The organism is Bacillus sp. OV166, assembly GCF_900177675.1.
Lineage (GTDB): Bacteria > Bacillota > Bacilli > Bacillales > Cytobacillaceae > Neobacillus.
Map to the genome: position 1 here is coordinate 3,431,627 of NZ_FXWM01000001.1, position 26,208 is coordinate 3,457,834.

At 38.3% G+C, this 26,208-nt stretch carries 21 protein-coding genes and 2 pseudogenes; 20 read left to right on the top strand and 3 right to left on the bottom strand.

The window, feature by feature from the left end; genetic code table 11:
- The first annotated feature begins 134 nt into the window (after window positions 1–134).
- The 11 genes from CCK98_RS16690 to CCK98_RS37065 all read left to right on the top strand — a co-directional run bounded on the left by CCK98_RS16690 (window position 135) and on the right by CCK98_RS37065 (window position 12,607).
- Window positions 135–1,394 carry an extracellular solute-binding protein gene (locus CCK98_RS16690; RefSeq protein WP_088087595.1) on the top strand — a complete coding sequence of 420 codons (1,260 nt, stop codon included), beginning with the start codon at window positions 135–137 and terminating at the stop codon, window positions 1,392–1,394.
- A 116-nt stretch (window positions 1,395–1,510) separates the two neighbouring features.
- Entirely contained in the window at window positions 1,511–2,440 is a 930-nt protein-coding gene (locus CCK98_RS16695) for a carbohydrate ABC transporter permease (RefSeq protein WP_088087596.1), read from the top strand.
- Window positions 2,441–2,443: 3 nt separating this feature from the next.
- Window positions 2,444–3,289, top strand: a complete 846-nt coding sequence (locus tag CCK98_RS16700; protein ID WP_306298947.1) for a carbohydrate ABC transporter permease — start codon at window positions 2,444–2,446, stop codon at window positions 3,287–3,289.
- A 35-nt stretch (window positions 3,290–3,324) separates the two neighbouring features.
- Window positions 3,325–3,735, top strand: a complete 411-nt coding sequence (locus tag CCK98_RS16705; RefSeq protein WP_088087598.1) for a hypothetical protein — start codon at window positions 3,325–3,327, stop codon at window positions 3,733–3,735.
- A gap of 382 nt (window positions 3,736–4,117) precedes the next feature.
- Window positions 4,118–8,125 (top strand): carbohydrate-binding protein, encoded by a 4,008-nt coding sequence (locus CCK98_RS16710; protein ID WP_256942381.1) that lies wholly within the window; start codon window positions 4,118–4,120, stop codon window positions 8,123–8,125.
- Between the two features lie 481 nt (window positions 8,126–8,606).
- On the top strand, window positions 8,607–9,623 hold the full coding sequence (locus CCK98_RS16715; protein WP_179195836.1) for a Gfo/Idh/MocA family protein: 1,017 nt from the start codon (window positions 8,607–8,609) through the stop codon (window positions 9,621–9,623).
- Between the two features lie 129 nt (window positions 9,624–9,752).
- Window positions 9,753–10,769, top strand: a complete 1,017-nt coding sequence (locus tag CCK98_RS16720) for an SDR family oxidoreductase (protein ID WP_088087601.1) — start codon at window positions 9,753–9,755, stop codon at window positions 10,767–10,769.
- Between the two features lie 191 nt (window positions 10,770–10,960).
- Entirely contained in the window at window positions 10,961–11,107 is a 147-nt protein-coding gene (locus tag CCK98_RS35465) for a hypothetical protein (protein ID WP_179195837.1), read from the top strand.
- Between the two features lie 2 nt (window positions 11,108–11,109).
- Window positions 11,110–11,808 carry an SDR family oxidoreductase gene (locus CCK98_RS16725; RefSeq protein ID WP_088087602.1) on the top strand — a complete coding sequence of 233 codons (699 nt, stop codon included), beginning with the start codon at window positions 11,110–11,112 and terminating at the stop codon, window positions 11,806–11,808.
- A gap of 196 nt (window positions 11,809–12,004) precedes the next feature.
- Complete coding sequence (locus CCK98_RS16730; RefSeq protein ID WP_179195838.1) at window positions 12,005–12,379, top strand: FixH family protein; 375 nt, start codon at window positions 12,005–12,007, stop codon at window positions 12,377–12,379.
- 147 nt (window positions 12,380–12,526) lie between these two features.
- Window positions 12,527–12,607, top strand: coding sequence for a putative holin-like toxin (locus tag CCK98_RS37065; protein ID WP_373408536.1), 81 nt, complete (start codon window positions 12,527–12,529; stop codon window positions 12,605–12,607).
- 283 nt (window positions 12,608–12,890) lie between these two features.
- Here CCK98_RS37065 and mcrC read toward each other — a convergent pair whose 3' ends face one another.
- Both mcrC and CCK98_RS36380 read right to left on the bottom strand, forming a co-directional pair.
- Window positions 12,891–13,919 (bottom strand): 5-methylcytosine-specific restriction endonuclease system specificity protein McrC, encoded by a 1,029-nt coding sequence (mcrC, locus tag CCK98_RS16735; protein ID WP_088087604.1) that lies wholly within the window; start codon window positions 13,917–13,919, stop codon window positions 12,891–12,893.
- On the bottom strand, window positions 13,912–16,392 hold the full coding sequence (locus CCK98_RS36380; RefSeq protein WP_256942382.1) for an AAA family ATPase: 2,481 nt from the start codon (window positions 16,390–16,392) through the stop codon (window positions 13,912–13,914). The genes mcrC and CCK98_RS36380 overlap by 8 nt, the downstream gene beginning before the upstream one ends.
- Before the next feature lie 353 nt (window positions 16,393–16,745).
- On the opposite strand from CCK98_RS36380, the gene CCK98_RS16745 reads away from it, so the two are divergent.
- The 5 genes and pseudogenes from CCK98_RS16745 to CCK98_RS16765 all read left to right on the top strand — a co-directional run bounded on the left by CCK98_RS16745 (window position 16,746) and on the right by CCK98_RS16765 (window position 21,680).
- A complete protein-coding gene (locus CCK98_RS16745; RefSeq protein WP_088087605.1) occupies window positions 16,746–17,393 on the top strand; it encodes a uracil-DNA glycosylase in 648 nt (215 codons plus the stop codon).
- Window positions 17,394–17,830: 437 nt separating this feature from the next.
- Window positions 17,831–17,923: pseudogene (locus CCK98_RS37070) on the top strand (DUF2975 domain-containing protein); the annotation flags it as partial.
- 100 nt (window positions 17,924–18,023) lie between these two features.
- Window positions 18,024–18,797, top strand: a complete 774-nt coding sequence (locus CCK98_RS16755) for a DUF817 domain-containing protein (RefSeq protein ID WP_088090437.1) — start codon at window positions 18,024–18,026, stop codon at window positions 18,795–18,797.
- A 441-nt stretch (window positions 18,798–19,238) separates the two neighbouring features.
- The gene (locus tag CCK98_RS16760; RefSeq protein ID WP_088090438.1) at window positions 19,239–20,480 is read left to right on the top strand and encodes a Bcr/CflA family multidrug efflux MFS transporter; all 1,242 of its coding nucleotides are present in this window, start codon (window positions 19,239–19,241) and stop codon (window positions 20,478–20,480) included.
- A 204-nt stretch (window positions 20,481–20,684) separates the two neighbouring features.
- On the top strand, window positions 20,685–21,680 hold the full coding sequence (locus CCK98_RS16765) for a zinc-dependent alcohol dehydrogenase family protein (RefSeq protein ID WP_088087606.1): 996 nt from the start codon (window positions 20,685–20,687) through the stop codon (window positions 21,678–21,680).
- A 186-nt stretch (window positions 21,681–21,866) separates the two neighbouring features.
- Here CCK98_RS16765 and CCK98_RS35470 read toward each other — a convergent pair whose 3' ends face one another.
- Window positions 21,867–22,040, bottom strand: a complete 174-nt coding sequence (locus tag CCK98_RS35470) for a hypothetical protein (RefSeq protein WP_179195840.1) — start codon at window positions 22,038–22,040, stop codon at window positions 21,867–21,869.
- 374 nt (window positions 22,041–22,414) lie between these two features.
- Between CCK98_RS35470 and CCK98_RS16770 the strand changes: the two genes are divergently transcribed.
- From CCK98_RS16770 to CCK98_RS16780, 4 genes and pseudogenes are all read left to right on the top strand, one after another.
- A complete protein-coding gene (locus CCK98_RS16770; protein WP_088087607.1) occupies window positions 22,415–22,771 on the top strand; it encodes a hypothetical protein in 357 nt (118 codons plus the stop codon).
- A gap of 24 nt (window positions 22,772–22,795) precedes the next feature.
- Window positions 22,796–23,068 (top strand): annotated as a pseudogene (locus CCK98_RS36390) (family 16 glycoside hydrolase); the annotation flags it as partial.
- A gap of 219 nt (window positions 23,069–23,287) precedes the next feature.
- Entirely contained in the window at window positions 23,288–24,742 is a 1,455-nt protein-coding gene (locus tag CCK98_RS36395) for a glycerophosphodiester phosphodiesterase family protein (RefSeq protein ID WP_373408537.1), read from the top strand.
- Between the two features lie 194 nt (window positions 24,743–24,936).
- A complete protein-coding gene (locus CCK98_RS16780) occupies window positions 24,937–26,088 on the top strand; it encodes a metallophosphoesterase family protein (protein WP_256942383.1) in 1,152 nt (383 codons plus the stop codon).
- Window positions 26,089–26,208: the final 120 nt, after the last annotated feature.

Sequence of the window (26,208 nt, forward strand, 5' to 3'; positions counted from 1 at the left end):
TGGGTTTATATATAGTAAAATGCTTAATTATAAATGTGTTTTTTATTAATTAATCTGTGCCTAAGTAGGAGGGGGTCCAAGTTACAAGCTGTTAGTGGATTAGTTTTAATAATAAAAAATCGGGGGGAAAACAAATGAAGAGAAAAGCAGTATTAATGTTTTCTATACTTTTTACAATTATGTTGGCTTTGTCAGGATGTAGTTCATCCAGTTCAGGTTCTTCAGCCTCGGCTAAAAATGAAATTATATATTGGAATCCGTTTACAGGACCTGATGGCGAAAATATGAAACAAATCGTTAATGAATATAACAAAACAAATCCAAAATTCAAGATAAAGAATGTATCAATTGAAGCTGATGATATGTATAAAAAGATCCCAACTGTTGTTAACTCTGGAAAAGGTATCCCTGACCTTACAATTGTCCATGCTGAGAGAATTAAACAGTTTGTTGACAATGACCTATTAACAACTTATGACGATAAGTTGGCTGACTATCCTGAAATTAAAGCTGAAAACTATGTACCTGCTGGTTGGAAAATTGGTGAAATCAATGGAAGTAGATATAGTGTTCCATTAGATGTACACAGTTTTGTAATGTATTACAATAAAGATTTACTAGAAAAATATGCACCAAATGCACTCGATGATAATGTTATAACCTTTGATGAAATAAAAGCTGCTGGAGAATTATCTAAAAAAGACAAGATTGCAGGTATTGGAATAACGTGGACACGACCAATCTTTTTATCGATTTACAATCAACTGGGTGGAGATATAACTAGTGACGGTGAAACACCAACTCTTAATACTCCAGAAGCTAAGAAAGCATTAGAATTATTAAAAGGGTTAGTTGATGACAAAATTACTAACAAGGATGGGGAAGATCCTGGACAGTTATTCAAATCCGGTAAAGCAATCTTTTTTCCAGAAGGAATATGGATGCAAAATAGTTTAAATGAAGCGAAAAAATTAAATTGGGGTTTAACAAGCTTTCCTCAGATTTCACCTGATAAAATTGTAAACTGGACTTCTTCTCATCAATTCGTTATGTTTAAGGACAAAAATCGCTCTGAAGAGAAGACGAAGGGTATTATGGATTTCCTTGATTATGTCAGAGAAAACTCGCTTCCATGGGCTAAAGCAGGACAAAACCCTGCAGCATTAGCGACATTAGAAGATCCTGAATATCAAAACTTACCACAATCATTTTTAGTGAAAAATCCTGAAATGCAAAATACGCTTAAAATCTTTGATTATAAGTACAATGGTTTTGTAGCCGAAGAAGTTGATAAATTGGTCGGTGATGCTATATATGGAAAATTGGATATTGATAAAGGACTAAAAGCGGCTCAAAAAGCGGTTGAAGATAAAATAGCAAATAATAAAAAATAAGAATACTAATAATTAGCTTAAAAATATTGGTTGTTAGTGGAATTATAGAGAAATCCTTATTAGAGCATAAGGGTTTCTCTCTCTATTCGATAACGTAAGAATAGGAGTTAAAACTTATGATAAATACTGGAGTGAACAAGGAATTAAATATGTCTGCAGTTATAGACAAAAAATCGAGTCGAAAACGATTTCTTTCTCCGTATCTTTACATCGGACCCCATCTACTATTATTTGCGATTTTTTTTCTACTTCCCACTTTATATGGTATTTATATTTCATTTACCAACTGGGATCTAATAGGAGATCCCGAATTTGTAGGATTCGCTAATTATAAAGAAATTTTGCTTAATCAAGAATCTACATTTTACGACCAACTTCGTATTGGGTTGGGGAATACATTTAAATTTGTGATTTTTACGGTTCCAGCTTGTATTATTGTTCCTCTACTTTTAGCTGCAGGCCTTAATACTAAACCAAAGGGATTGAAGTTTTTTCAAGCTTTATTTTACATGCCAACTTTGTTCTCGGTTTCTGCAGTAATGATTGTTTTTTCAATGCTTTTTAGTGTTTCTTTTGGACCAATTAATCATTATCTAAAGGTTGATACTAACTGGCTAGCTACGCAGCCATTCTCTTGGATTACATTAGTTATTGTTACTGTTTGGTGGACAATCGGTGCTAATATGATTATTTATCAGGCGGCTCTGAACGGTATTTCAAAAGATTTACATGAAGCCGCCTCTATAGATGGAGCAAGTAGTATCCAAAGATTTTTTAGAATCACTCTACCAAGCATACGATCTCAAATATTATACACAGTTGTCATTACGACAATCTCGCAATTCAATGTATATGGGCAACCACTCATGTTAACAAAAGGGGGACCAACGAGTTCAACTACAGTTTTGTTAATGTACATTCAAGAAAACGCGTTTGGGTCTGGAATTTCCATTGCTGGGATTGGAGCAGCAATGGCTGTAATCCTGGGTATATGTATCATGGTTGTTTCTGCAATTCAATTCTTCTTTTTAAGACAACGTGATTAGGAGGTGCTTACTTTGGAGAAAAAAAGAGTTTCAAAATTCGTTTCTTTAATCTTTATACTACTCATGGCTTTTATATGGATTGTACCGGTTTTATATACAACTATTACTTCCTTCAAAAATGAAGCTGATATTCAATCAAGTGCTTTTACGATTTTACCAATTAACTGGGTTATTGGTAATTACCAGGATGTACTTTTTGGTAACACAAGTGCTCCTGTTGCAAAATGGTTTATGAACTCACTTATTATATCTGTATCACAAACAGTATTAGTTTTAGTAATCGTTTCATTAGCTGGTTATGGTTATTCAAGAATGAAATTTAAAGGAAGAGATGCTCTCTTTGTCTTTTTAATGGCAACGATGATGTTCCCGGCAGTCGTAAATCTTATCCCACTGTATAAAATTATTGATACATTAGGATGGGTAAATAATTATTTAGCAGCAATTGTTCCAGGGGCAACTGGAGTATTTAATATCTTTCTCGTAAGACAGTTTATGCAGGGGATTCCGAAGGATTTTGATGAATCTGCAAGAGTGGATGGTGCTTCTGATTTTCAAATTTTCACTAAGTTAATATTGCCATTAATAAGACCTGTATTGACTGTTGTAGCGTTGTTTACATTTACAGCCTCTTGGAATGACTTCTTATGGCCATCCATTGTGTTTAATGATGTTGAAAAAATGCCAATTACACCAGGATTACAATTACTTCAGGGAATGTATGCGCTTGATGTTGCTCATGCTTTAACTGGAGCACTGGTAGCAATTGTTCCAACATTTATTCTTTATCTATTCACACAAAAATACTTTATGGAATCACTATCTTTGTCATCCGGAGTTAAAGGATGATTAAAACAAATGCTACTTGTTAAGGAGGTTTTATTGTGAATAGAAAACTAGAGAGAAGATTAGTTATGTTCGGTTCTATTTGGCAAATAGTCTCAGGGCTCCTTACCATTTTTGTTTATGCTTCATATATTAAAAATGAAGGACTGAATTCTTCGTATAACACACTTGCTAGACTTGAGGCTGCTCAATCCATTTTTGGTAGTTTGTATATGTTTTCAGTTAGCTTTGGATTGCTATTTGTTATAATGGGAATCTTAAACTTTGTTTTAGCTAAAACATTGAAGGATGATACAGCAGAAGTTAAAAAACCTATATGGTTTATCCTATTAGGGTTTGGATCCTATCTTGTGATGGATCTTTTAGGGGCTTTAATGTTTCTATCGGCAGGAATTTTAGCTTTAGCTAAAAATAAATCAATATCAAAGATGGGAAACTATCAATTTTAAAAGCAATAATATAGTTATTAGTCTCACTATTCAATCGCTATGGATATATAGAAAATCAAAAGTATATAGCCAAAGGGATGTTAATTTTCAATCATTTCCTTTGGTTATAGGTTGATTTTTTTTTGTTTGTTTTTCCGATATTGAGAGTTTCACAAGTTAAACCGTTACATTTTTGTGTAGTAGGATTTGAAAATTTAAGCTCAGTGCTTAAATAGAATGTTAGTTTGAATTATTACTAGGAGAATAAATAAAGGAGGAGATTTTTCTGAAAAAGTTTGTAACGATAGCCATTTTAGCTGGTTTAATATTATCCTTGCCATTATCGGCCTTTGCCTACAATAACCCCTTAAAATTATCAAATTCATGGACATGGGATACAGGAGTGTTTTATGGAGAAGGAGATCCCTATATTTTAAAACACAACGGTACTTATTATCTTTATGTGAGTACGGTGGATGATAAGAGTGGTGTAAAAGCTTGGAAGTCAGAAGATTTGGTCAATTGGGAGTATGGTGGCCTAGTGACGGAAGAACCTACAACCAAGGCTGCCTATGCCCCTGAGGTTGTATATTGGAATGGTGATTTTTATATGTACACTTCACCTGGGGGAAATGGTCATTATGTGTACAAAAGTTCAAATCCATTAGGTCCCTTTGTGAAGCAAACTGGTAACTTAGGCATGGGAATTGATGGTCATGTGTTTATTGATGATGATGGAAAATGGTATTTCTACAGTACGGGAGATCGAAGAATTGATGCACGTCCAATGACAAATCCCTATACCTTTGGTCAAGTATCAAACACTGGTGCAGAAATGGATGGCTGGACAGAAGGGCCAACGATTATTAAAAGAAATAGTAAATATTTTATGACCTATACAGGAAATCATGTATGGAACAAAGCGTATCGTGTTGACTATGCAAGCAGCGATAGTCCGATTACTGGTTTTTCTTATGACCTTGCACAAAATCCCATATTGCTAAATACAGAAGGGGAGAATGTAGGATTAGGGCATAATTCAGTCGTTCGGGGGCCAGATCTTGACTCTGATTATATGGTGTATCACAGTCATGCGAATCCAGGAAGATATATGAATCTAGATCGAATCGCTTGGAATGGAGATAAGATGCTTGTTCTTGGTCCAACTACTACAGAACAGCCTAACCCGGATTTACCCGATTTTAGTGAGAGGTTTGCCAAAGCTTCACTTGATGAGAATTGGAAAAATATAAATGGGGGAAGTTGGACTATTACTTCAGATATGCCTGGGTGGCTTCAACAAACAACAATAAATAATACTAATTCGTTTAAACAATTGACGAAAGCTTCCACTGCCTCAGACTATACGGCAGAATTTAATATGAAAGCGATTGAACAAGGATCAAAAAATAATCCACAATTGGGTGCTGTTTTCTCTTATAAGGATGAAAACAACTACGGATTAGCGGTACTAAGTCCTAAGAAAAATCAATTAGAAACTTTCTTTATTGTAAACGGGGTCGAACAAAGCAGCGAAGCAACGGATTTACCAGAGAGCTATGATTATTCTAAGCTCCATCAAATTCGAGTAGAAAAGTCTTCCAGCACCTTTAAGATTTTTGTAGATGGAATGCAAAAACAAACTCGTGAAATTGCTGGGTTAAATGGAGGTCAAATCGGATATACCGCTTTTAATCTACATGCCGCATTTGGCTTTACTGCATTCAGCAATAAAGTTAACGGAAGTAACATTTTTAATGCTTATAAACCTTTACCAGGAAAGGTAGAAGCAGTTCACTATAATGAAGGCGGTGAAGGGATAGGCTTTCATGATACAACTACTGAAAGTACAAAGGGAAAATATAGAGGAGATGCTGTTGATTTTAAAGTGAATTCTGAGGGTGGATATAACGTAAGTTTGAATAAAACCGAATGGCTCAACTACAATGTAAATGTTGCAGAAGAAGCTGCTTACAATGTTGACCTTAGAGTATCTGCTTCGAGCGATAATGCACAAGTAAAATTAGTGTTAGATGACTCGACTGAATTGACAGGTGTATTAAATATTCCAAAAACAGACGATTGTAAAACATTTTCGATTGAGGGAATTGATTTACCAAAAGGTAAGCATACATTAAATTTAGTCGTCGAGGATGGAACGTTTGATTTATCGAATATGAATTTCAAAAAAAATAAAGAAGTAAATCAAGTGTCATCAGATTTTAATGATGGAAAGAGTGAAGGCTGGGAGGAAATTGAAGGATTTTGGACGGTTAAAACAAATAAACCTAGCACCTTTGATGCATACAAACCGATACCAGGCTCAATCGGTGCTGCCTATTATATAACTGGTGGTGAGGGAGTAGCTTATCATGAAACAACTCCCGAAAATATTGGCGGTGTATTAAGAGGAGATTCTGTAGATATTCGTGATAATCCAAAAGGTGGTACTGCAGTTGGATGGAATCAAACAGGAGAATGGTTTAAATACAATGTCTCTATTAAAGAAACAGGTTTATATAATGTTCAATTAAATACAGCAACAACATTTAATGCGGCAAAAGTTCGTTTATGGCTAGATGATAAAACAGATTTAACGGGTGTGTTGGATGTTCCTAACACGGGTGATTGGAATAATTGGCAGCCAGTTATTAAAAAAGGAATTACATTGCCGGAGGGCGAGCATACGATTAAGGTAGAGATAGTAGAAGGAGAATTTGATTTTACTAGTCTAGATTTTACTTCTTTTGATATTCATAAACCGGTTCCTGGAATCATTGAAGCCGCAGAATACAATCTTGGTGGTGAGGGTGTAGGATACCACGATAACACTGAGGAGGAAAGTGGACAAGAATACCGAGACGATTCTGTAGATATTCGAGTTAATCCAGAAGGGGGTTACGCAGTTACCTCCAACCAAACAGGAGAATGGCTGGCATATGACGTTAACATTGAAGAAGAGGGCACATATGGTTTAGATATTCTTACATCTGCAACTAGAGATGGAGGAAAAGTAAAGCTCCTTTTAGATGATAAGATCGATTTAACAGGAGAAATGACCATACCAAATACAGGAGATTGGAATAGTTGGCAAAACATTTCATTAAAGGACATTTTATTACCAGCTGGAAAACACACATTAAAGCTAGTAACCCTACAGGGAGAATTTGATATTTCCAGATTAACACTCCACAGATTTGATAATCATAAGAAGCTTCCAGGAAAAATAATGGCGGTTGACTATATTACTGGTGGAGAAGGTATTGGTTATCATGATAATTCTCCTGATAACATTGGTGGTAAATATAGGAGAGATTCTGTAGATATCCGCGTTAATCCAGAGGGCGGTTATAATGTTGGCTGGAATCAAGCAGGAGAATGGTTAAAATACAATGTCGATATTGAAAAAGAGGACAATTATCAAGTAGATATACGAGTTGCAACAGATCTAGAGGGAAGTCAAATTAGGCTTTGGCTTGATGATACTGTCGATTTAACAGGTATCATAGATGTGCCAAAAACAGGGGGCTGGGATAACTGGGAAAGTGTTATTAAAGAAGATATTTCTTTACCAGCTGGAAAACATACTATTAAGGCAGAAATGGTAAAAGGAGAATTTGACTTTAGAAGTATTAATTTTACATCAGATAAAGGCGAAGAACCAACAGCACCTGAAGGGGAATATAGTACAGCACCTGGTACCTTTGCGAAATCGGTAATCGGAGACAGTAAGTGGAAGGATTATACGGTTGAAGCAGATATTAATATTGGAGCTGGGACAGGTGACGGTGGTTTAATTTTTAGAGTAAATAATCCAGCCAATGGTATTGAACTTGGTCAAAATAATCCAAATTTCATGCAAGGTTATGTAGCTTATATCAATAAGGATGGTGTTCATTTAGGGAAATTTAATTATAATTGGACATACTTAAAAGGTGCAGAAATCGATGACCCCTTAAATACATGGCAGCATATGAAAGTTGTTGCAAAAGGAACCAATATAAAGATATTTGTTGGAGATATGGAAACTCCTAAAATAGATTATACTGACAACAGCAGCACAGCATTTACACAAGGAAAAGTAGGATTTAGATCAAACCATAATTACACGAGGTTTGATAATTTTGAACTGAATCCTATAGAGACAACTCATTCATCAATTATGAACTATCTTGATAAGATGACAAAATCTGGTGATGTTGTTAAAAGTGAATATAATAAGTTAATAAATAAGCTAGAGCAGTCAAAGCATCATTTAGATAAAGGTAGATTTGAACAATCCATGAAACAACTTAATGATTTCCGAGTGTTTCTGGAAAAGGGGAGTAATTTATCAGAGGATGTAAAGCAAGTACTTGAGGCAGACTCTTTAAGACTATTAAAAAAAATAGATGATAAAATTAATGAATGATTAGGAGCTAAATCAGCAAATAGTTTATCAATATTTTTCATAAAAATCTAAATTCTTCATGATATACTTCAAAAGGGCATGCCGAAAAACCTTCCATTTTCTCCTTATTGGAAGGTTTTTCAGCATTTAGTCTGATTTAGGTTCAATAATTGGTTGAGGGATGCAGATGCAACTTCTTGACTGAGCCAAACACATAACGACACAAGGTCTGGAGGGTGTTAAGCGCAATTCGGCCAGACAATCGATTCAATAATGTCCAATTAAAATGTTAATATTCTCCAATTCTCTGATTCTGGGATTTTGTTATGATGAAAGCGCAAACAAAACAAAAAAGCACGAACGACCACATGAATGTCGATGAACGATTTCCCTGTCTGTAGGCCAATTAGGGTGTATATTCGGAATACAAAAAAACAGCTCAAGGCTAACGGATTACATTCCGTTTTGTGTCTTGAGCGAAGCGAAAGGAATGGATATAACCATGGAAAGTAAAATAAAGTGGGGATTAATGGGGTCAGGGAGCATTGTAGACAAATGGATTTGTGGTGCAAAACAGTTGAATGATATGGAAATTGTGGCTATATCCTCTAGAACAATAGAAAGTGCGCAGAAGATGGCCCAAAAGCACAATATTTCCTTGGCATTAGAGTATGAAGCTTTGGTAAAGAGAACGGATATTGATGTCGTCTACATTCCAGTACCACATACAGCACACAAAGAATTGGCAATCATGGCAATGGAGCATGGAAAATCAGTATTGGTAGAAAAACCGGCATGTGTCAATGAAAACGAACTGATTGAAGTGTTGGAATGTGCTAAGAAGAACAATGTATTCTTCATGGAGGGCATGTGGACAAGATTTTTTCCAATAATGAATAAGATAAAGTCACTCTTCAATGATGATGGCATCGGTGAAGTAAGAGCCATGAATATGGCATTTTCTTTCAGATTACCGGTTGAACTCCGTGATCAACGATGGATGAATCCGGAGCTTGCTGGTGGCGGTCTTCTCGATGCAGGTGTATATAATCTTCATTTTGCTGAAGAAATATTAGGGAAATATCCAGTTGCACATACAGGATACGCAACTATTGATTCTGATGAATACCATATTCAAGTCGATGAGCAAGCAAGTTACATTGCCAAGTATGACAAAGGTGAACTTGTCGTCATGAGTAGCGGTGTGAGAACGGATATGCTTGATGGTGCAATGATCTATGGTACTCAAGGCTATATTGAAGTGCCATCCTTTTGGAAACCTACCTTAATTAATGTGATGAAGGATGGTAAGATCACTACTTATGAAGAAAATATACCACAAAAGGTCGAAGGCATTAATGATGAAGGATTTCAATATGAGATTGCACATGTGAATGAATGTATAAGGAAGAATCTGAAAGAATCGCCAATCATGACATGGAAACAAAGCTTATCCATTATCAGGCAGTGTGATGAATTACGACGTCAATGGGGGCTTAAATATCCTTTTGAAGACTAATGAACGAAGTGATTCTTACATAAATGGAAGGAGAGAAAAAGACAAGGAGGTTATTTTTGAGAATGTTTAAGGGATGGGTCTCATGAATGTCAGAGATCAAACCGTAAAAAATTTTTGAGGAGGCGGAATATGAAGGCGTTATTTATTGGAGGAACTGGAACGATTAGCTCTGCTATCACGAGGTTGTTGTTGGAACAAGGTTGCGAGCTGTATCTCCTGAATAGGGGCACCCGTAATGAGGGCTTGCCGGCCAACGTAAACATTCTTCAAGCGGATATTAACGACGAGGAGCATGTATCGCAGCTGATCCAAAATCTGAACTTCGATGTCGTTGCGGATTTCATTGCTTTTCATCCTGCACAGCTGGAAAGAGACTACCGCTTGTTTCAAGGAAAAACAAAGCAGTTTATGTTTATCAGCTCCGCTTCCGCCTACCATAAGCCACTAGCTGACTATCGGATTACCGAAAGCACGCCGTTATCCAATCCCTATTGGGAATATTCGAGAAACAAGATCGCTTGTGAAGAATATTTGATGAAGCAATACCGGAACAACGGCTTTCCCATTACGATCGTGAGGCCCAGCCACACCTATGACGAACGTTCCATACCGCTGGGTGTTCACGGAAAGAATGGAACTTGGCAGGTTGTCAGACGCATGTTGGACAACCAACCCGTCATCATTCACGGAGACGGAACATCCCTCTGGACGATGACGCACAACAGCGATTTTGCAAAGTGTTTTATCGGGTTAATGGACAATATGCATGCCATCGGGGAATCCGTCAATATTACATCCGACGAAACTTTGACCTGGAATCAAATCTACGCGGCGATAGCCGATGCGCTCGGGGTCGAACTCCGTGCGGTTCATGTTTCATCGGAGTTTTTGGCTGCGTGCAGTACAGAGGATTATAGAGGCGCCTTGATAGGGGATAAGGCGAATTCCGTTGTATTCGATAACTCCAAGCTTAAGAGGCTGGTGCCCAATTTTGTCGCAACGACCCGCTTTGACCAAGGGATTAAGCAAACGTTGAAGTACGTATTGGAGCATCCCGAGTTTCAGAAAGAAGACAAGGAATTCGATATGTGGTGCGATAAGGTGATTCTAGCGCTTGAAAGAGCAGCAGCATCCGTTAGGGAATAGCCGGTGCCGTAACTTAGACGTTTCGATTTGCATTTTTACAAGTCCAAGAGCTTTGTTGTCCCATAACGTTTGCTCAACGAAAGCAGATTGGTACGCTTCCACGACAGACAGAACTCCTGCGGCTATGCAGGCTTTAATACGGTCACCCCTCGATATTCAAAGAAATTTCTTTTATCGAAAGGATGATAAAGATGGCAGAACTGCAGAGCACTAATGTCATTACGCATATCGGAATTCTGGTCCATGATATCGAGAAGGTGAGCCAGGCGTACACGGAATTTTTTGGCTTTGAGAAGCCGCATATCATCATTACCGATGGCATAATAAAGGAGGATTAACTATGAATCTGCTAATTTCAGGCGCGAGCCGCGGATTGGGCTATGAAATGACGGCCGAAGCGCTGAGGCGCGGTCATACCGTGATTGCCGGCGTTCGCAGGCAAGGAGCGAGCAACGGCAAACTGGTCGAGCTTGCCGATAAGCACGGAGTTCGTCTGATTGTGGCCGACCTGGACGTAACGGACGAAGCGTGCATCGCTGCGCTTGCCTCTCAGTTGAAGGATGAAGGCAGGGAGCTTGGCGCGATCGTGAACAATGCGGCGATCCTTACGGCGCGCAACACCCCTATCGAGAAACTGGATATGGACGAAGTCATCAAGTCGTTCGATACGAATTTGTACGGTCCGCTGCGTGTTGTCAAGCATTTTTTGCAGCTGCTGACGGAGCATGACGCATCGGTCATCAACATTTCCTCGGAAGCGGGGAGCATCAGCAACGCCTATCCAGACGATTACCCATACTCGATCTCGAAGACGGCGCTGAATATGTTCAGCCAACAACTACAGGTTTACGTTAAAAACCGGGGAATTCAGGTGCTCAGCATTCATCCCGGTTGGATGAAGACGGATATGGGCGGAGAGAACGCGCCATCTGATCCCCGCGAAGCCGCAAGCGGCATCCTGGATCTGATCGAACGCAAAGTGATGCCCAAGACAAGGTTCCAATTCGTCGATCATACCGGCAAGGAGATGCCGATCTAAGAGGATACGAACTAGAAGGACAACACTAAGCCAGATATGCCGAAGCATATCTGGCTTTTTCTTTTCCACAATAAAAAATATAGCCCTTCCGCTCAAATTAAATATTTGTAACTGTCATGGTTTTGGATGATAATCTTAGATGGTGAATGCCTCATTTTATTTTATCAATATAAAACTAAAGAAAGGATGGGGAGTAATGAACAAATTTACTAGTTTAATTATTAGCCTCATTTTAATTTTGATAACAGGCTGCAGTTCCAATAATTTTGAAATCAAGCTAGTTACTCCCAAATCATTTACACCCGATCAATCTACTCCTATTCAAATGAAGATTTTCGATCGAGAAGGTAAACCAGTAAAAGGTGCGAAGGTTAGCGCAGATTTGGATATGCAAGGGATGAGTCATGGAGATATTTCTATGAAAATGCAGGAAACAGGAAATGGTGTGTATGTTGGACAAGCTACATTTGAAATGGAAGGCGATTATACGGCTACCATTAAAATAGATGCCAACGGAGAAAAATGGTTGGGCGAAAAAAGATTCTCGATTGTTTACAATGTGGCACAATAGTACCCAATTTACGAATTCGAAATGATCAGGTGTCAGACATCTTTAAACTATAATAAAATCTTTTCATGTTTATACTTTAATGATATTAGAGAATAGGATTTCTCAAGGGTGGTCGGCACACTCCCAATAGAAAGGGGGTGATGCTGAATGACAGTTTTTGAAGCTTTAATGATTACGATTGCTTTTGCCAGTTTAATCGTAGCCGTACTGTCATTTAAACAAAAATAATCCACCCTTGAGTTTAGAGGCTCGGGTGGATTACTCACTTCATAGTTGATCCCTTTTGAGGGAACCGTCTATTGCTGGACCGGACATGTTACTGCATGTTCGGTCTTTTTTAATTTATTCAATAATTGGTTTTATTATAACCTATACCATTACTATCTCCAAATTTTTCAAAAGATTAGGTTCACACATTTTCTTCTTTGTGAAAATTTAATAAATATTTTACAGTATTACCCATGATACCATACTTATCATGGTTTCTTTTCTCTTAATTATAGTGAAACTTTTATAAAAGCGCTACAACAGCCCTTAGTTGTACGACAATTTCTCGCCAATCTGCCCCCAAATCAAGAGTCTTCACACTAAACCGATTCCCGCCAATTGAATAATCGTTATCTGGAGTGATATCTTCATCAGTTTTTGCATATAAAAGGGCTCCGCTGACATTTCCGCTCCCATTTCGATCCTTGTTTTTTACATAAGTAAAAATCTGATACAAGTTAGCAGAAATAATCGATTTGCTATTAAACAAAGAGTGTGTTTGCATGGTACGCCCATAATATTTGGCATCAATAATCAGTGTTTTAGCCCCATGGGTAAGTGTGATATCTGTTTTCATGGTCGGTAGAAAATCGGTGATATCATCGTCCACATTCCAGTCAATGTAGGAAGCACTGACAGAATAATGAGGATACTCTTTTTTGTAATAACCAAGTAAGAATTTCTCATACAAGCGATGCATTAATTGGTCATCCAAAAACTCATTCATTTTATATTCACCGGTTTCAGTCGTCATTAAAAGACCTTTGATGACTAACTGGCAGATATTAATGAGTAGTTTGTAGGTAGCATTATTACGGTGATAGATTAATGCGTTCCAGTTGATTGCGAATGGATTAAGAGTTTCTATATTCCTAAAATACAAGGTAAGCTTTTGCAATCCCTTACGATTGGCAACTCTAACATCGCCGGATTTAATAAGTAGTTCCATGGTTGTCTTTACTATTTGATTTAAAGGTGTATTTTCCGAAAATTGATCGTAATGGCAAACCATCCGCCGTGTCATCAACGTGTTTTGACGAATAGAGCTTGTTATATCTATTTTGCCTTTTAAGTTACCTGTGGCTTCAGTGTAAACGAGATAATCCTTATGTAAACCTCGTTTCAATTGGTTTGAAACACCGCGTATAAGAATGGCTGCCATCAAATCATGAAGGTTTTCAAATTCTTCTGATTGAATATTTTTGAAGCTGGCTTCGTTCAGTGACTGATAGGCATAAGCCAGCATATAGTAAATATTTTTTATCTTAATCATGAATAGCAACGCGCAGCTTGCTGCTCCAGTGCTCAATCTTGGATGGCTCGTCAAACCAGTATTCTTTAATCAAAGGGATCAATTCATATTCAATCACATCTGATATCCATCCATCATCAACGTATTCATTAGTGGAAAAATAACTGTGCCCAATCTGAAAGCCACTTCCAAGGGAAGCATCTTCCAAGATATCCAGATTTAGTTTCACTACCGTATCAATTAACCGGTCAAACTTCTCACTCGCAATGTTTCCTTGATATTCTTTGAAACCATCACTGCTGAATGCCGGGTCAAATTCATAAAAGGCAAACCGGCGGCGAAGGGCATAATCAATCATCGCTAAACTGCGGTCAGCTGTGTTCATCATTCCAATAATATGAACATTTTCTGGTACGGAAAATTGTTCATCTGAATAAAGCAAACGGACATCCTTACCACGTTTGTCATGTTCGATTAGCATTAATAATTCCCCAAATATCTTACTTAAGTTTCCCCGGTTGATCTCATCAATGATAAAAAAGTAGGGCCGTTCATCTGGCTCAGCATCTTTACAGAACTTATAAAAAGGGCCTTTAGATAAGGAAAAGCCTTTTTCGGTAGGGCGGTAACCCATGATAAAATCTTCATAGCTGTAACTTTGATGAAATTGTATCATCATAACACGACTGGTATCTTTTTCACCCATAATCGAGTAGGCCAAGCGTTCTGCAGCAAAGGTCTTTCCAACACCGGGGGCACCTAACAAAATAAGATTCTTCTTTTTAAGAAGAATCTTCTTAAGGGTGTGATACTTATCTTCGTTCATATACACTTCAGATAAGAAGTTTTCTGCCGTATAGCTTTCATAGTGTACTGGGTCATCTTCTGGAACTTCCGTATCTGTCTCTGAAATAAACATATCTTCTAGTTTCTTATAATAATCCGTATAGGGTGTAATATCCGTGAGAGTTTTTAAAACAATTTGTCCCTCGTGATCCCATTCACCTCTATGCGTCCACCGAACATTACGTATATGCTTAAATTCATTTCTTGAGTCATCAAAAATATAGTCAGAAGTGACTATACCCCGGCCAATGATTTTCTTAAGCCCCTTTTTCACAATGATAACATCATCAATTTTCAGTTCATTCGCAAATTGCCATGTGAGGTGTCCTGCATTCATATAGGAATATTCTTCACCATATATCTCTTTCATTTTAGTCTTCATTGAATCCTTTGTAGGGTATTGTTTTAAGTCACCTAGTTTGTCCCATCCAATTCCCATGATTCCTTTATCATAGAATTCCTCCCATTTGCTGGAGCCTTCCCCTGGGGCATAGATCCAATACCGTTTTTTTTCTTTTTGTACCGCTGGAGTTGGGGTGGGAGATGAAGGTACCTTTTTATAAGAGCCTGTTATTATACTTTCGATGACTTCATATTCTTTCTTGCTGACACGAAAATTAGTTGCACCTGGATAGGTTAGTATCTCCATACGTTTTGTCCGTTCATCAGCAAGTAAAGTAGTTCTTTCTACAATAGAGTCAATTAGCTTTCTTTGTATATCAATATCAACACCTAAATAGGGCTCTTTGTTTAGATCCTCGGAACGGTTATACGGATCGTTTCGTTCGGGCTGTTTAATCTCTGGATCACAAAGAATGGTACCAGAAGCGACGATGCCGCCTTGAGGTCCTGATAGCCAGATGTACACTTTGTCTCCTTTTTTAATTTGTTTAGGATTTTGATTGACAGCCCAAGTAATGGTATCAAGATCATGAACAGCACCAATAACATCATAAAATTTAGGGTTTCCCTGGAATACCCAGCAGGACGGTTCTTCTAATTCCTTTAGAAATCTTGAGTATAATACCAATCCATTAGAATACGCTTTATTGCCAGCAGCTAAGTCCACTTCATGAAAATTAGGTGCAGAAGTAATGGTTTTGTATACCTCTTCAAATCCAGCAACTGATGTTATATGGAATAAATCAGTTTCTGGTAAATCATCAATGTTTAATTTAGCTGTAGCATTTTTAAGTGAATTGGTATAAGCAGTAATGGTATTAGATTTATACGGTTCTCCGTTTGATTTTTTCTGTCGCCGCATCCAATTTTGGAAAGCCGTTTTTAAATATGTATTGCTTGCAGTTTTGCCACTCCAGTCTATTGCTAGATTAGGATGCCTTTCATCTAAAAAAGCCTTGAAATGCTTCATAGAATGCAAATACCCACTAGCTCGCTCTTTGGCACGATGGGATTGGTTGTGCGATTTAAGATAATCCCGGATTTTGTCTTCAGCTATGTTTAATGATGCCTCATCTAAAAAGCTCGACCAAAAATCTATCCCTACATTATTATTATATGCGAAGAATGCGTCAGAATAGTGGACGGCAATGGTGTTATCACTCCAATCTGGATGATTTTCTGCTAAATATGTACGGAACTCCTTCCTTAGGGTCTCTGCTTCTTGATTTGAAATTGTTTTTCCCAATTTTTTCACCTGCATTTATCATATATTTTCACAAAAATGCTACCATTCCCAGACTAAATATAAGGAAGTTATTACAATTTTATCAAATTATTTCTTGTATAACAGCTTACTTTATTCTTCTGCCATTCCGTTATTGCTTTATTTTTTTAAAACGAAACAGGAATATTCACCCAATAAATCGAATTTAATTATAGTTCTATCGGTCTGTAAGTAAAAGTAACTTTTACAGGGTGATAGGGAAGTGTTAGAAAGGATTTTATCGACCGTTTAGAGGATTCAGAGGGCCTGGATTATGGTCTTAAAGCCCCCACAATTAAAAGGAAGCTGTTTTAAAAAAAATCGGGGTGTTGGCAATGGGACACAATAAGAAATTAAAGCTTAATTTACTGTTAGAGAAGATAGAAAAAAAAGAATGCCCAAATTGTCCTAGAATGAATCGGTGTAATCCAGTGTTTTCAATGACTGAAGCAGATATCAAAAAGAAAATTATGTTTATTGCTGAAGCACCTGGGAGGTTTGGAGCAGAGATAAGCAGGATTCCGATGAGCGGTGATCAGTCTGGTGATAATTTTGAAAAATTGATAGTTTCAATTGGTTTAACCAGAGACGATTTTTTTATTACTAACGCAGTATTATGCTTGCCTTTAGATACTGAGGGGAATAATGATACTCCTAAAGATGGAGAAATTAAGAACTGTTCCAATTTTTTAAGCGAACAGATTGAACTTATTAAACCGGAAATTATTATTACATTAGGGTCTAGTGCATTAAAAGCATTAAGTAAAATAAGAAATCATACGTTAAAATTAAGCAAGGACGCAGGAACAATTCATCTTTGGAATGGATTTTTCCTAATGCCACTATATCATACTAGCCCTAAAGTGATGAATATACACAGAAACATGGATCAACAACTTAAAGATTATCAAATTTTGAAAGAATGGTTAGAATTCAATATTTTTAAATCGTCCGCTACAAATACGAATAGGGCAAATATTTAGTTAGATACCATAATAATAGAAAGGTTTATACAAAAAATAATAAGTTGGGCGGACTAAGAAGATGAGTACTTTAATTGCTAATAAAAAGAGGATCAAAGAGGTCCAAGAAAATATCGACCTTAGCATAAAAAAAGTATGGATGATACAAATAATAAAAAAGATTTTCGATTGTTTACAATAAGGCACAATAGTACCCAATTTACGAATTCGAAATGATTGGGTGTCAGGCACTTCTTTAAACTTTTAATAAAATCTCTTCACAGCGGTCTCCTTAGATAGGAACCGTCTTTTGCTTACCGGACATGCAGCTGCATGTCCGTTCTTTTTTATGAATTTGATTAATCGATAATAATATATTAAATATAGATAAAAATTTATTGATATTCAATAAATTTTATCTTATAATCAATTTTAAGAAAATATAGTGAGGTGCTTTTATGATACGAGCATATAAACTTTTAAGCTATATTCACAAGAACCAAGCATTCTCTGAATGGTCTGTTAAAGCTCTGAAGAATATCAATTTTTGTTTTTCCATTATTCCAATCAATCCAATTCATAAAAGGGGAATTACTTATGAATTTACCTATACAACATGATTCTCAGAGGAAACCTTTGAAGGCACAATTCATCGCAGCTCTAAAACAGCTCGTTCGTTTTGGTGGGGAGCAGGCTCTATCATGTTTGTTTCCTGTTGTTATTTTTGCCTCTTTGGCTATTACACAAATCCTTCCACTTCCCCTCCTGCCACGGTATGACTGGCTGCTCATCATCTCCCTTCTGATGCAGTGGTGGATGGTCCGTTCTGGGCTTGAAACAAGGGATGAGCTAAAAGTAATCACACTGTTTCACCTGATTGGACTCGCTCTTGAACTTTTCAAGACACATATGGGCTCCTGGTCTTATCCAGAGGAAGGATATTTCAAAATTTTTGGAGTGCCTTTGTATAGCGGATTCATGTATGCAAGTGTGGCGAGTTATCTTTGCCAGGCGTGGAGGAGGCTTAAGGTTAAACTGATTAAGTGGCCGCCATTTTCCGTAGTTGTATCTCTTGCAGCTGCTATTTATTTGAATTTTTTCACTCACCATTATTGGTTTGATGTTCGTTGGTGGTTATTTGGACTTGTCATAATCGTCTTTTGGAAATCATGGGTCACATACGAGGTTGTTGGAACTCGTTACCGTATGCCACTCGCACTTTCTTTTGTGCTGATCGGATTTTTTATATGGATAGCCGAAAATATCGCAACGTTTTTTGGAGCATGGAAATATCCAAACCAAACCGATCCATGGGGCCTCGTTGATTTAGGAAAGGTGAGTTCATGGGTCTTATTAGTGATCGTCAGCTTTCTTATATTAGCGACGTTAAAGCAGGTTAAGGGGACAAATCCCACTAAAAAATAATATTCAGATAATTTTAATTAACGACTGCCTTTTAATATTAATGTGAATATTCGGATTACTATTGATGTAAATATTCTGGTTGTTGTTATCGTTCATGTTAATGTTAAAAGCCAAAATAAAAACCCACTAGAAATCAGGATCTGCCCTGATTTGCTTTGTTTACTGTCTTCATTGCTTGTAAAATATCCTTTTCATGTCCGGCTTGATCTTACAGTAAAGGAGATAATTAAATTGGATTTTACTATAAAGCAAGGGGACGGAGCATGAGAACCGTCCCTTGATTCATTTTTCATTACAAAAAGGCGAAAATTGAAATCGTTTCCATATAATTTAATTGTTTACCCCTGAGCAAGTCTCAGGTTATAATAAAATTTATTATTTTGGATATCGAAATAAATGCAACGAGCAAAAAATACTTCTTTTATTGAAAGGCGATGGAAATTGAATAAACCTAGTGGAAAAAAACGAATACAGCTTGCCATACTTCTTGGATCACTTGGATTGTTAGGACCCTTTACAATCGATACGTATTTACCGTCTTTTCCAACGATTGTAAAAGATTTTCATACGACGGCTTCACTTGTACAAATTAGTTTAACCTCTTGTTTATTAGGCCTGGGATTGGGGCAATTGATCATTGGACCTTTGAGTGATGTGAAAGGCCGCCGACAACCCTTGCTCATCTTTATTACCTTGTACCTACTTGCTTCAATAACATGCGCGTTGGCGCCGAATATCTATTTCCTTATCATTGCTCGTTTGGTCCAGGGCTTTGCTGCTGCCGGCGGACTTGTGATCTCTAGAGCGATTGTTCGAGACCTCTTTAGTGGGAGGGAACTGACCAAGTTCTTTACGATGATGGTGTTAGTGGGGAACCTTGGGCCGATCGTTGCACCGATTGCTGGAGGGGGGATTCTTGCTTTTACCAATTGGCATGGGGTTTTTATTGCATTGGCTTGTATAGGTGCGGTGCTGCTCTTCACGGTTGCTTTTAAATTAGAAGAAACGCTGCCAACAGAAAACCGTGTTCCAAGCAATTTACCACAAATCATGAACAACTTTCGTTCTTTATTCAGAGATCGAACGTTCATGGGGTATGCACTGACTCAAGGATTTACTGTTGCAGGAATCTTTGCCTATGTATCTGGGATTCCGTTTGTCTATCAGAATATTTACGAAGTCACACCACAGCAATTTAGTTTATTATTCGGGACCAATGGATTAGCTTTAATTATTGGAAGTCAGTTGGTCGGTCGATTTGCAGACACTATTTCGGAGCGGACTTTCTTAAAAATAGGTTTAGCCATCGCTAATATAGCGGGTGCCGGTTTACTCATTGCTCTACTATTAAACGCACCACTTCTCGCAGTTGCGATTCCGATTTTCTTTTTTGTATCTTCCATCAGTATTATTGGAACCACGTCCTTTACTTTAGCGATTGAAAACCAAGGACATATTGCGGGTAGTGCCTCTGCCTTATTAGGTTTATTGCCATTTGTTCTTGGGTCATTAACGGCTCCACTTGTGGGAGTAGCTGGGGCGTATTCAGGCGTTCCTATGGGCGTCATCATCTTTTGCTCCAGTTTACTGGCTTTCCTATCCTATTTTGTGTTGGTACGAAAAGCTTCACTGCGGATACCACTATCCAATGAACAGTGCTCAGTAAAGAAACCCAGTATCTAAAAATATAAATTAAAAGGAGAACTCATTTCGTTAACCAGCGAATGTGTTCTCCTTTATTTATCTACTATTAATCTAAAGTTAAACGTACGGATGGATCTTCGCAGCTTGAGGGCGCAGGTTAGTAAAAGATAAATCCAGGATTCGCATTATTTTAAAAATTGTAGAGGCTTATAGTAAAATGATAGGAGAGGAGTGTGATAACAAATGAAAGCACAGGTGATTAAAAGATTTGGAGATCCATCTGTTTTCGAGATTGCTGAGGTTCCTAACCCTGAAGCAATTCCTGGGCATGTTGTTATTCAAGTAAAAGCAACAAGTGTAAATCCGATTGATACAAAGATTCGCGGCGGAGCGGTACCAGCAGTTGCACCAGAGTTTCCGGCGGTGTTACACGGCGATGTAGCAGGAGTTGTTGTAGAGGTCGGAGAAGGAATAACAGAGTTTAAGGTCGGTGATGAAGTCTTTGGTTGCGCAGGTGGTTTTAAAGGAACAGACGGTGCCCTTGCTGAATATATGCTTGCGGATGTGCAGCTTCTAGCTCCTAAACCAAAAAATGTTACGATGGCACAAGCAGCGGCGCTTCCTCTAGTAACAATTACTGCATGGGAGTCACTTTATAATCGTGCAAATGTTCAAAACGGACAAACGGTCCTTGTTCATGCAGCCACAGGCGGAGTAGGTCATGTGGCAATTCAACTAGCAAAGCTAGCCGGTGCCAAAGTGTTCACAACGGCTTCATCTGTGGAAAAGTTAAGCATAGGAAGGCGTTTGGGTGCAGATGTGTCCATTAATTATAGGGAACAATCAGTGGAGGAGTACGTAAAGGAACATACAGATGGAAAAGGGTTTGACATTGTGTTTGATACTGTTGGTGGCGAAAATCTCGATCGATCGTTCCAAGCTGCTGCCACATACGGAACAGTATTAGCAATCGCGGCCCGCTCAACGCATGATTTGTCTCTTCTTCATGCCAAGGCACTAACCTTACATATTACCTTCATGCTTTTAAAAGTAATTAATAAAGAGAAAAGGCAGGAATACGGGAAGATTTTGAGAGAGGTAACGAAGCTTGTAGAGGAAGGGAAACTCATGCCTTTAGTCGATGAAAGAGTTTTTAATTTTGATGAAGTAAAGGAAGCACATACTTTACTGGAATCTAAAAAGGCAATTGGAAAGGTCGTAATTACAAATGAATGGTAAGTAGTGGGGAAAATTCTAATTAACATATACTAGTATTACTAAAGAAGCCAAGTTTTTAAAAATATAAATTAAAAGGAGAACACATTTCGTTAACCAGCGAATGTGTTCTCCTTTATTTATCTACTATTAATCTTAATAAGAACATATAGTTTAGGATTTTTCCTTTCAATATATTTTTATTTAAGGTTAATCCGTATATCTAACACCTTTTAAGATCATATTGACCTTTAATTTAGTACCTTGGACAATATTTTTTCGAAATTCCTTTGCCTTTTTGAAGGCATCCATCATTCCTGATGCGAAAATCTTAATTTCTCTAGTACCCACTGGTTCTTCTAGAAGAAAAATATATTCTTTCATGCTGTTTCACCTCTCAAGTTGTAATTTTAATATAATTATATACGATTTTGTAAGCGATTACCACACTTATTTGTGAACGTTTTCACTTATTTCAACAATAGTTTGTTTAGGTTTATGAAAATGAATACATGTTAAACACTACTATTTAGACCTAGTATGTCCTAGATATCGAGAATGGTAGAAAATACCTTAATACAAAAGGCCTGCAATTTTTTACAATATCTTTAAAATACATTAATGCTACATATAACTTCATTGAGTACAATTTCCCTAGTAAGTGTATGTATTTCTTTGCACTCTATCTATTAGAATACACAAAAACACTCGTCATTCAGTCACAGTGTTTCTACCAAATAAAAAGGAGACTGACTTAGGTGCCAAATTACAGGGGAAAATCAAAAAAATTGACAGCTGTTTTAGTATCAGCAAGTATTTTCGGAAGTTTATGGATGGCTCCGATTGATAGTTTAACCAAGGCTCATGCAGCGGAGCAAACTATCAAACAGGAGAATTTCGACCAAATCGCTAATGGATTGCTGCCTTCCGGCTGGAAGCTTGTACAGGGAGATGCCAAGGTCGTTGACGGCAAGCTAGTATTATCGTCTCCATCTTCCAGCGCTCCTGCCAGAGTAGTGATTCCTTTAGGAAACCAAACAGGGAATTACGTTTTTGAAGCAGACATGACGTTTCAAAGTGCAGTAGAAGACACCCGATGGGCTTCATTGATGTAACGTGTTCAGCCGAATTCTTATCCGTATTATCAATTCGCGATGCGCAAAGGCACTACGGCGTTGAACGGGCTGGAGTTTGCGATTCGGAATGAAAGCAATCAGTGGGTTGTGCCCGAAACGAATTTTTATCCTGAAAATATGACTTTTAATAAGACTTATCATATAAAAGTGATTGCAAGCGGAAATCGTGTGCAGCAATTTATCGATGGCCAGCTTGTGGTTGATACGGACCAGGCCGGGAAATGGACAAATGGAGATGTTGGCTTTCAAGCGAATGGGACCACAGTTCAGTTCGATAATGTTCAAGTGAATGAATATCCAAATGCCCTTCCTTCTTTAGCAAGTACGAACGCATTTCTACCGAAAGAAGCGAAAACGAATATAGTAAACCCGCCTACGATTATTTCGCAATCTGTTGCACAAGAAGGTGCAGCTTCAGTTCTTCTGCATGCAAATAGGAACGGGCAGGGGCAATGGACGGTTGACGGGGCACCTATTGAAAAAGCCCTAGATAATATGAAAGGCAAATTCATTCCGGTTGTTCAAGTGGAAGAACATACGGATATTGAAGGTCTCGCGAATATCATGAAGGAAACACAGACACAGGATTTTCAAATTTTATCCAGCAATCCTGCAATCGTTAAAGAAATGAGGGGTTATATTAAAACGGCTCGCGGTGCCCTTCTTTACAATAAGACATCCTTCAATAAGAATGACATTGCCGCATTTGCGCGTGACATTCATAAAAGTGATGCAATGGTGGCAGTAATACCACAAAAAAATCTTAGCCCTGATACCGTTCATTATTTTCATAGCCGTGCCATTTCCGTTTGGGGAATCGGTGCTGACGATGTGCAAGCGGCCCATTCGATTATTCATCTTGGAATAGACGGCATTGTAACAGATAAACCTTCAGCTTCCATTGAAGCTTTGGGGCAGTATCCAGAGAATACCCTTGTGCAGCGTCCTGTGGTTGCTGCACATCGAGGCGTACCTTCCATTGCTCCTGAAAATACGATGGCTTCCTATCGAAAGGCCTATGAATTAGGTGCGGATATGATTGAGACTGATGTTCAGAGGACGAAGGACGGTAAGCTAGTCATTATGCATGACTATACTGTGGACCGTACAACCAACGGTAAAGGGTATGTAAAGGATTTAACATTTGAGCAGATTCGTTCCCTGGATGCCGGCATCAAGTTTAGTCCAGAATTCAAAGGGGAGAAGGTACCTACATTTATAGAGTATTTAAATGAGTTCAAGGGGAAAGATGTAGTCCTGCTTGTCGAGATTAAGGCGGATGGTATCGAGAAGCAAGTGATGGAGGAAATCGAGCAAGCCGGTATGGTTGATAACGTCGTGATTCAAAGCTTTAATGCCAATCATATCAGAAATACCCGCAGTCTCAACCCTGAAGTTGGCACTGGTTATCTTTATTCGTCAGGTGTACCATCCACGGTAGAAAGCAGGCTGAAAAAAGCCCAGCAAATGATGCAGTACGGGGCCAGCATGAACGCGACACTGAACGCAGACTATGGGAGTCTGAATCCGGAATTCATCCGATTCATGCGCCAGCGCGGATTCCTGAATATGCATTGGACGTTTAGAAACGAGGATCCGTTTGGCCAAGCCTTGGAGGCTGGCGTTGTTGGACCAATCACAGACTATACTCAGTGGCTGACGGATGCGCCGATACGTCTGGAAATTCCGAACAAAAAGGTCAACCTGAAGGTCGGAAAATCAGCAACGATTCAGGTGAAATCCTTTGTGAACTATCGTGAAGCCAAAACGGAAAATATTTCGACGACGCTCTTTGTAAACAGCGGAGAAACAAAGGTGAAAATCCAAGGAAATACCATTCAAGCGATTGAGCCTGGAACGGTTAATGTATTTGCGATGCATACCTTCCAAATGCTTGGGAAGGAATGGCATTTAGTAGCTGAGCCGATTGAAGTAACGGTTACAGAATGATAAGTTAGACAAATGCGCCTCTTTCAATGGGAGGCTCATTTTATTGTTATCGGTAACGATTATCCAAATTCTATCTTTACCAATAAATAATAGATAATTTACAAAAAGGAAACATGGACTTAATATCGCCTTGCTAATCTATTAATAGGTTTAGTTTTTTTAATCCTTAATAAAAGAAATTAGGAGGCTTTGTTATGAGTAATCAGGATTCTAAATTAGAAATGGACAGACGGAAATTTATCAAAATCGGTGGAATGAGTACACTTGCCTTAACACTTGGATCAGCCGGCCTTCCAGCTGAATTGTTCACTGGTACAGCACATGCCGAATTAAATGATGATATCAAGCTTCAATTTAATCAGGACGGAAAACTCAAAATCGTACAGTTTAACGATACACAGGATGATGAAAACATTGACCGCCGGACTATACAGCTGATGGAAAAAGTGCTAGATACAGAAAAACCTGATTTTGTGGTCCTTAACGGAGACAACATCACAGGAGGCTGTGACACGCCTACGGAGATGAAACAAGCGATTAATAATATAGCCCAGCCAATGGAGCAAAGAGGGATTAAATGGGCCATTACTTTCGGGAATCATGATGAGGATTCAACGCCAAAAAGCGGCCTTGATGAGGAGGACATGCTCCGGATTTATATGTCATACCGATACAATATGAACAAGCCTGGAGTAAAAGACATTACTGGAACAGGGAATATGAATCTGCTTATCAAAAATTCCAAAGGCACGGATGCCGCTTTCAACCTCTGGCTGCTTGACAGTGGAAGATATGCTCCTTCAACGATTGCAGGTCAAGACTTTAAAGGATACCCAACATGGGACTGGCTTCGTTTCAACCAGGTTAGCTGGTATTATGAGACGTCAAAAAAACTGGAGAAGCAATGGGGGCATAAGGTTCCTTCACTTGTATTTATTCATATCCCTCTCTGGGAACACAGATTTATGTGGTTTGGAAGTGTTGACGGAAGAACGGAAGCACATCATGCCACTGCTCTGAACAAATACAGCATTGTAGGAGAAAGAAATGAAGAGGAATGCCCGGGTCCAATTAACGGCGGCATGTTTTCAGCTATGCTGGAGAGAGGCGATGTAAAAGGGGTCTTCTGCGGACATGACCATGTGAACACGTATATGGGCAATTATTATGGAATCTTGCTAGGCTATGCTGGCAGCACTGGCTTTGGTACATACGGCCTTCCAGGGGCAGAACGAAATAGATTGCGCGGTGCCAGGGTGTTCAATTTAGATGAAAACACCGAGAACGTGCTAGTGGAAACACATATGGTGTTTGCTAAGGACTATGGCATTGATAACAGCCAATGATCAGAGTATTGCTCCAGCTCCTATTGATGAAAGCAAAAAGCATGAAAAAGTTGTAAGAAGTTAAAATCCATTAATGATTTTTCGTAAAAATTAGTGGATTTAGCCATCAGTCACCCTCTA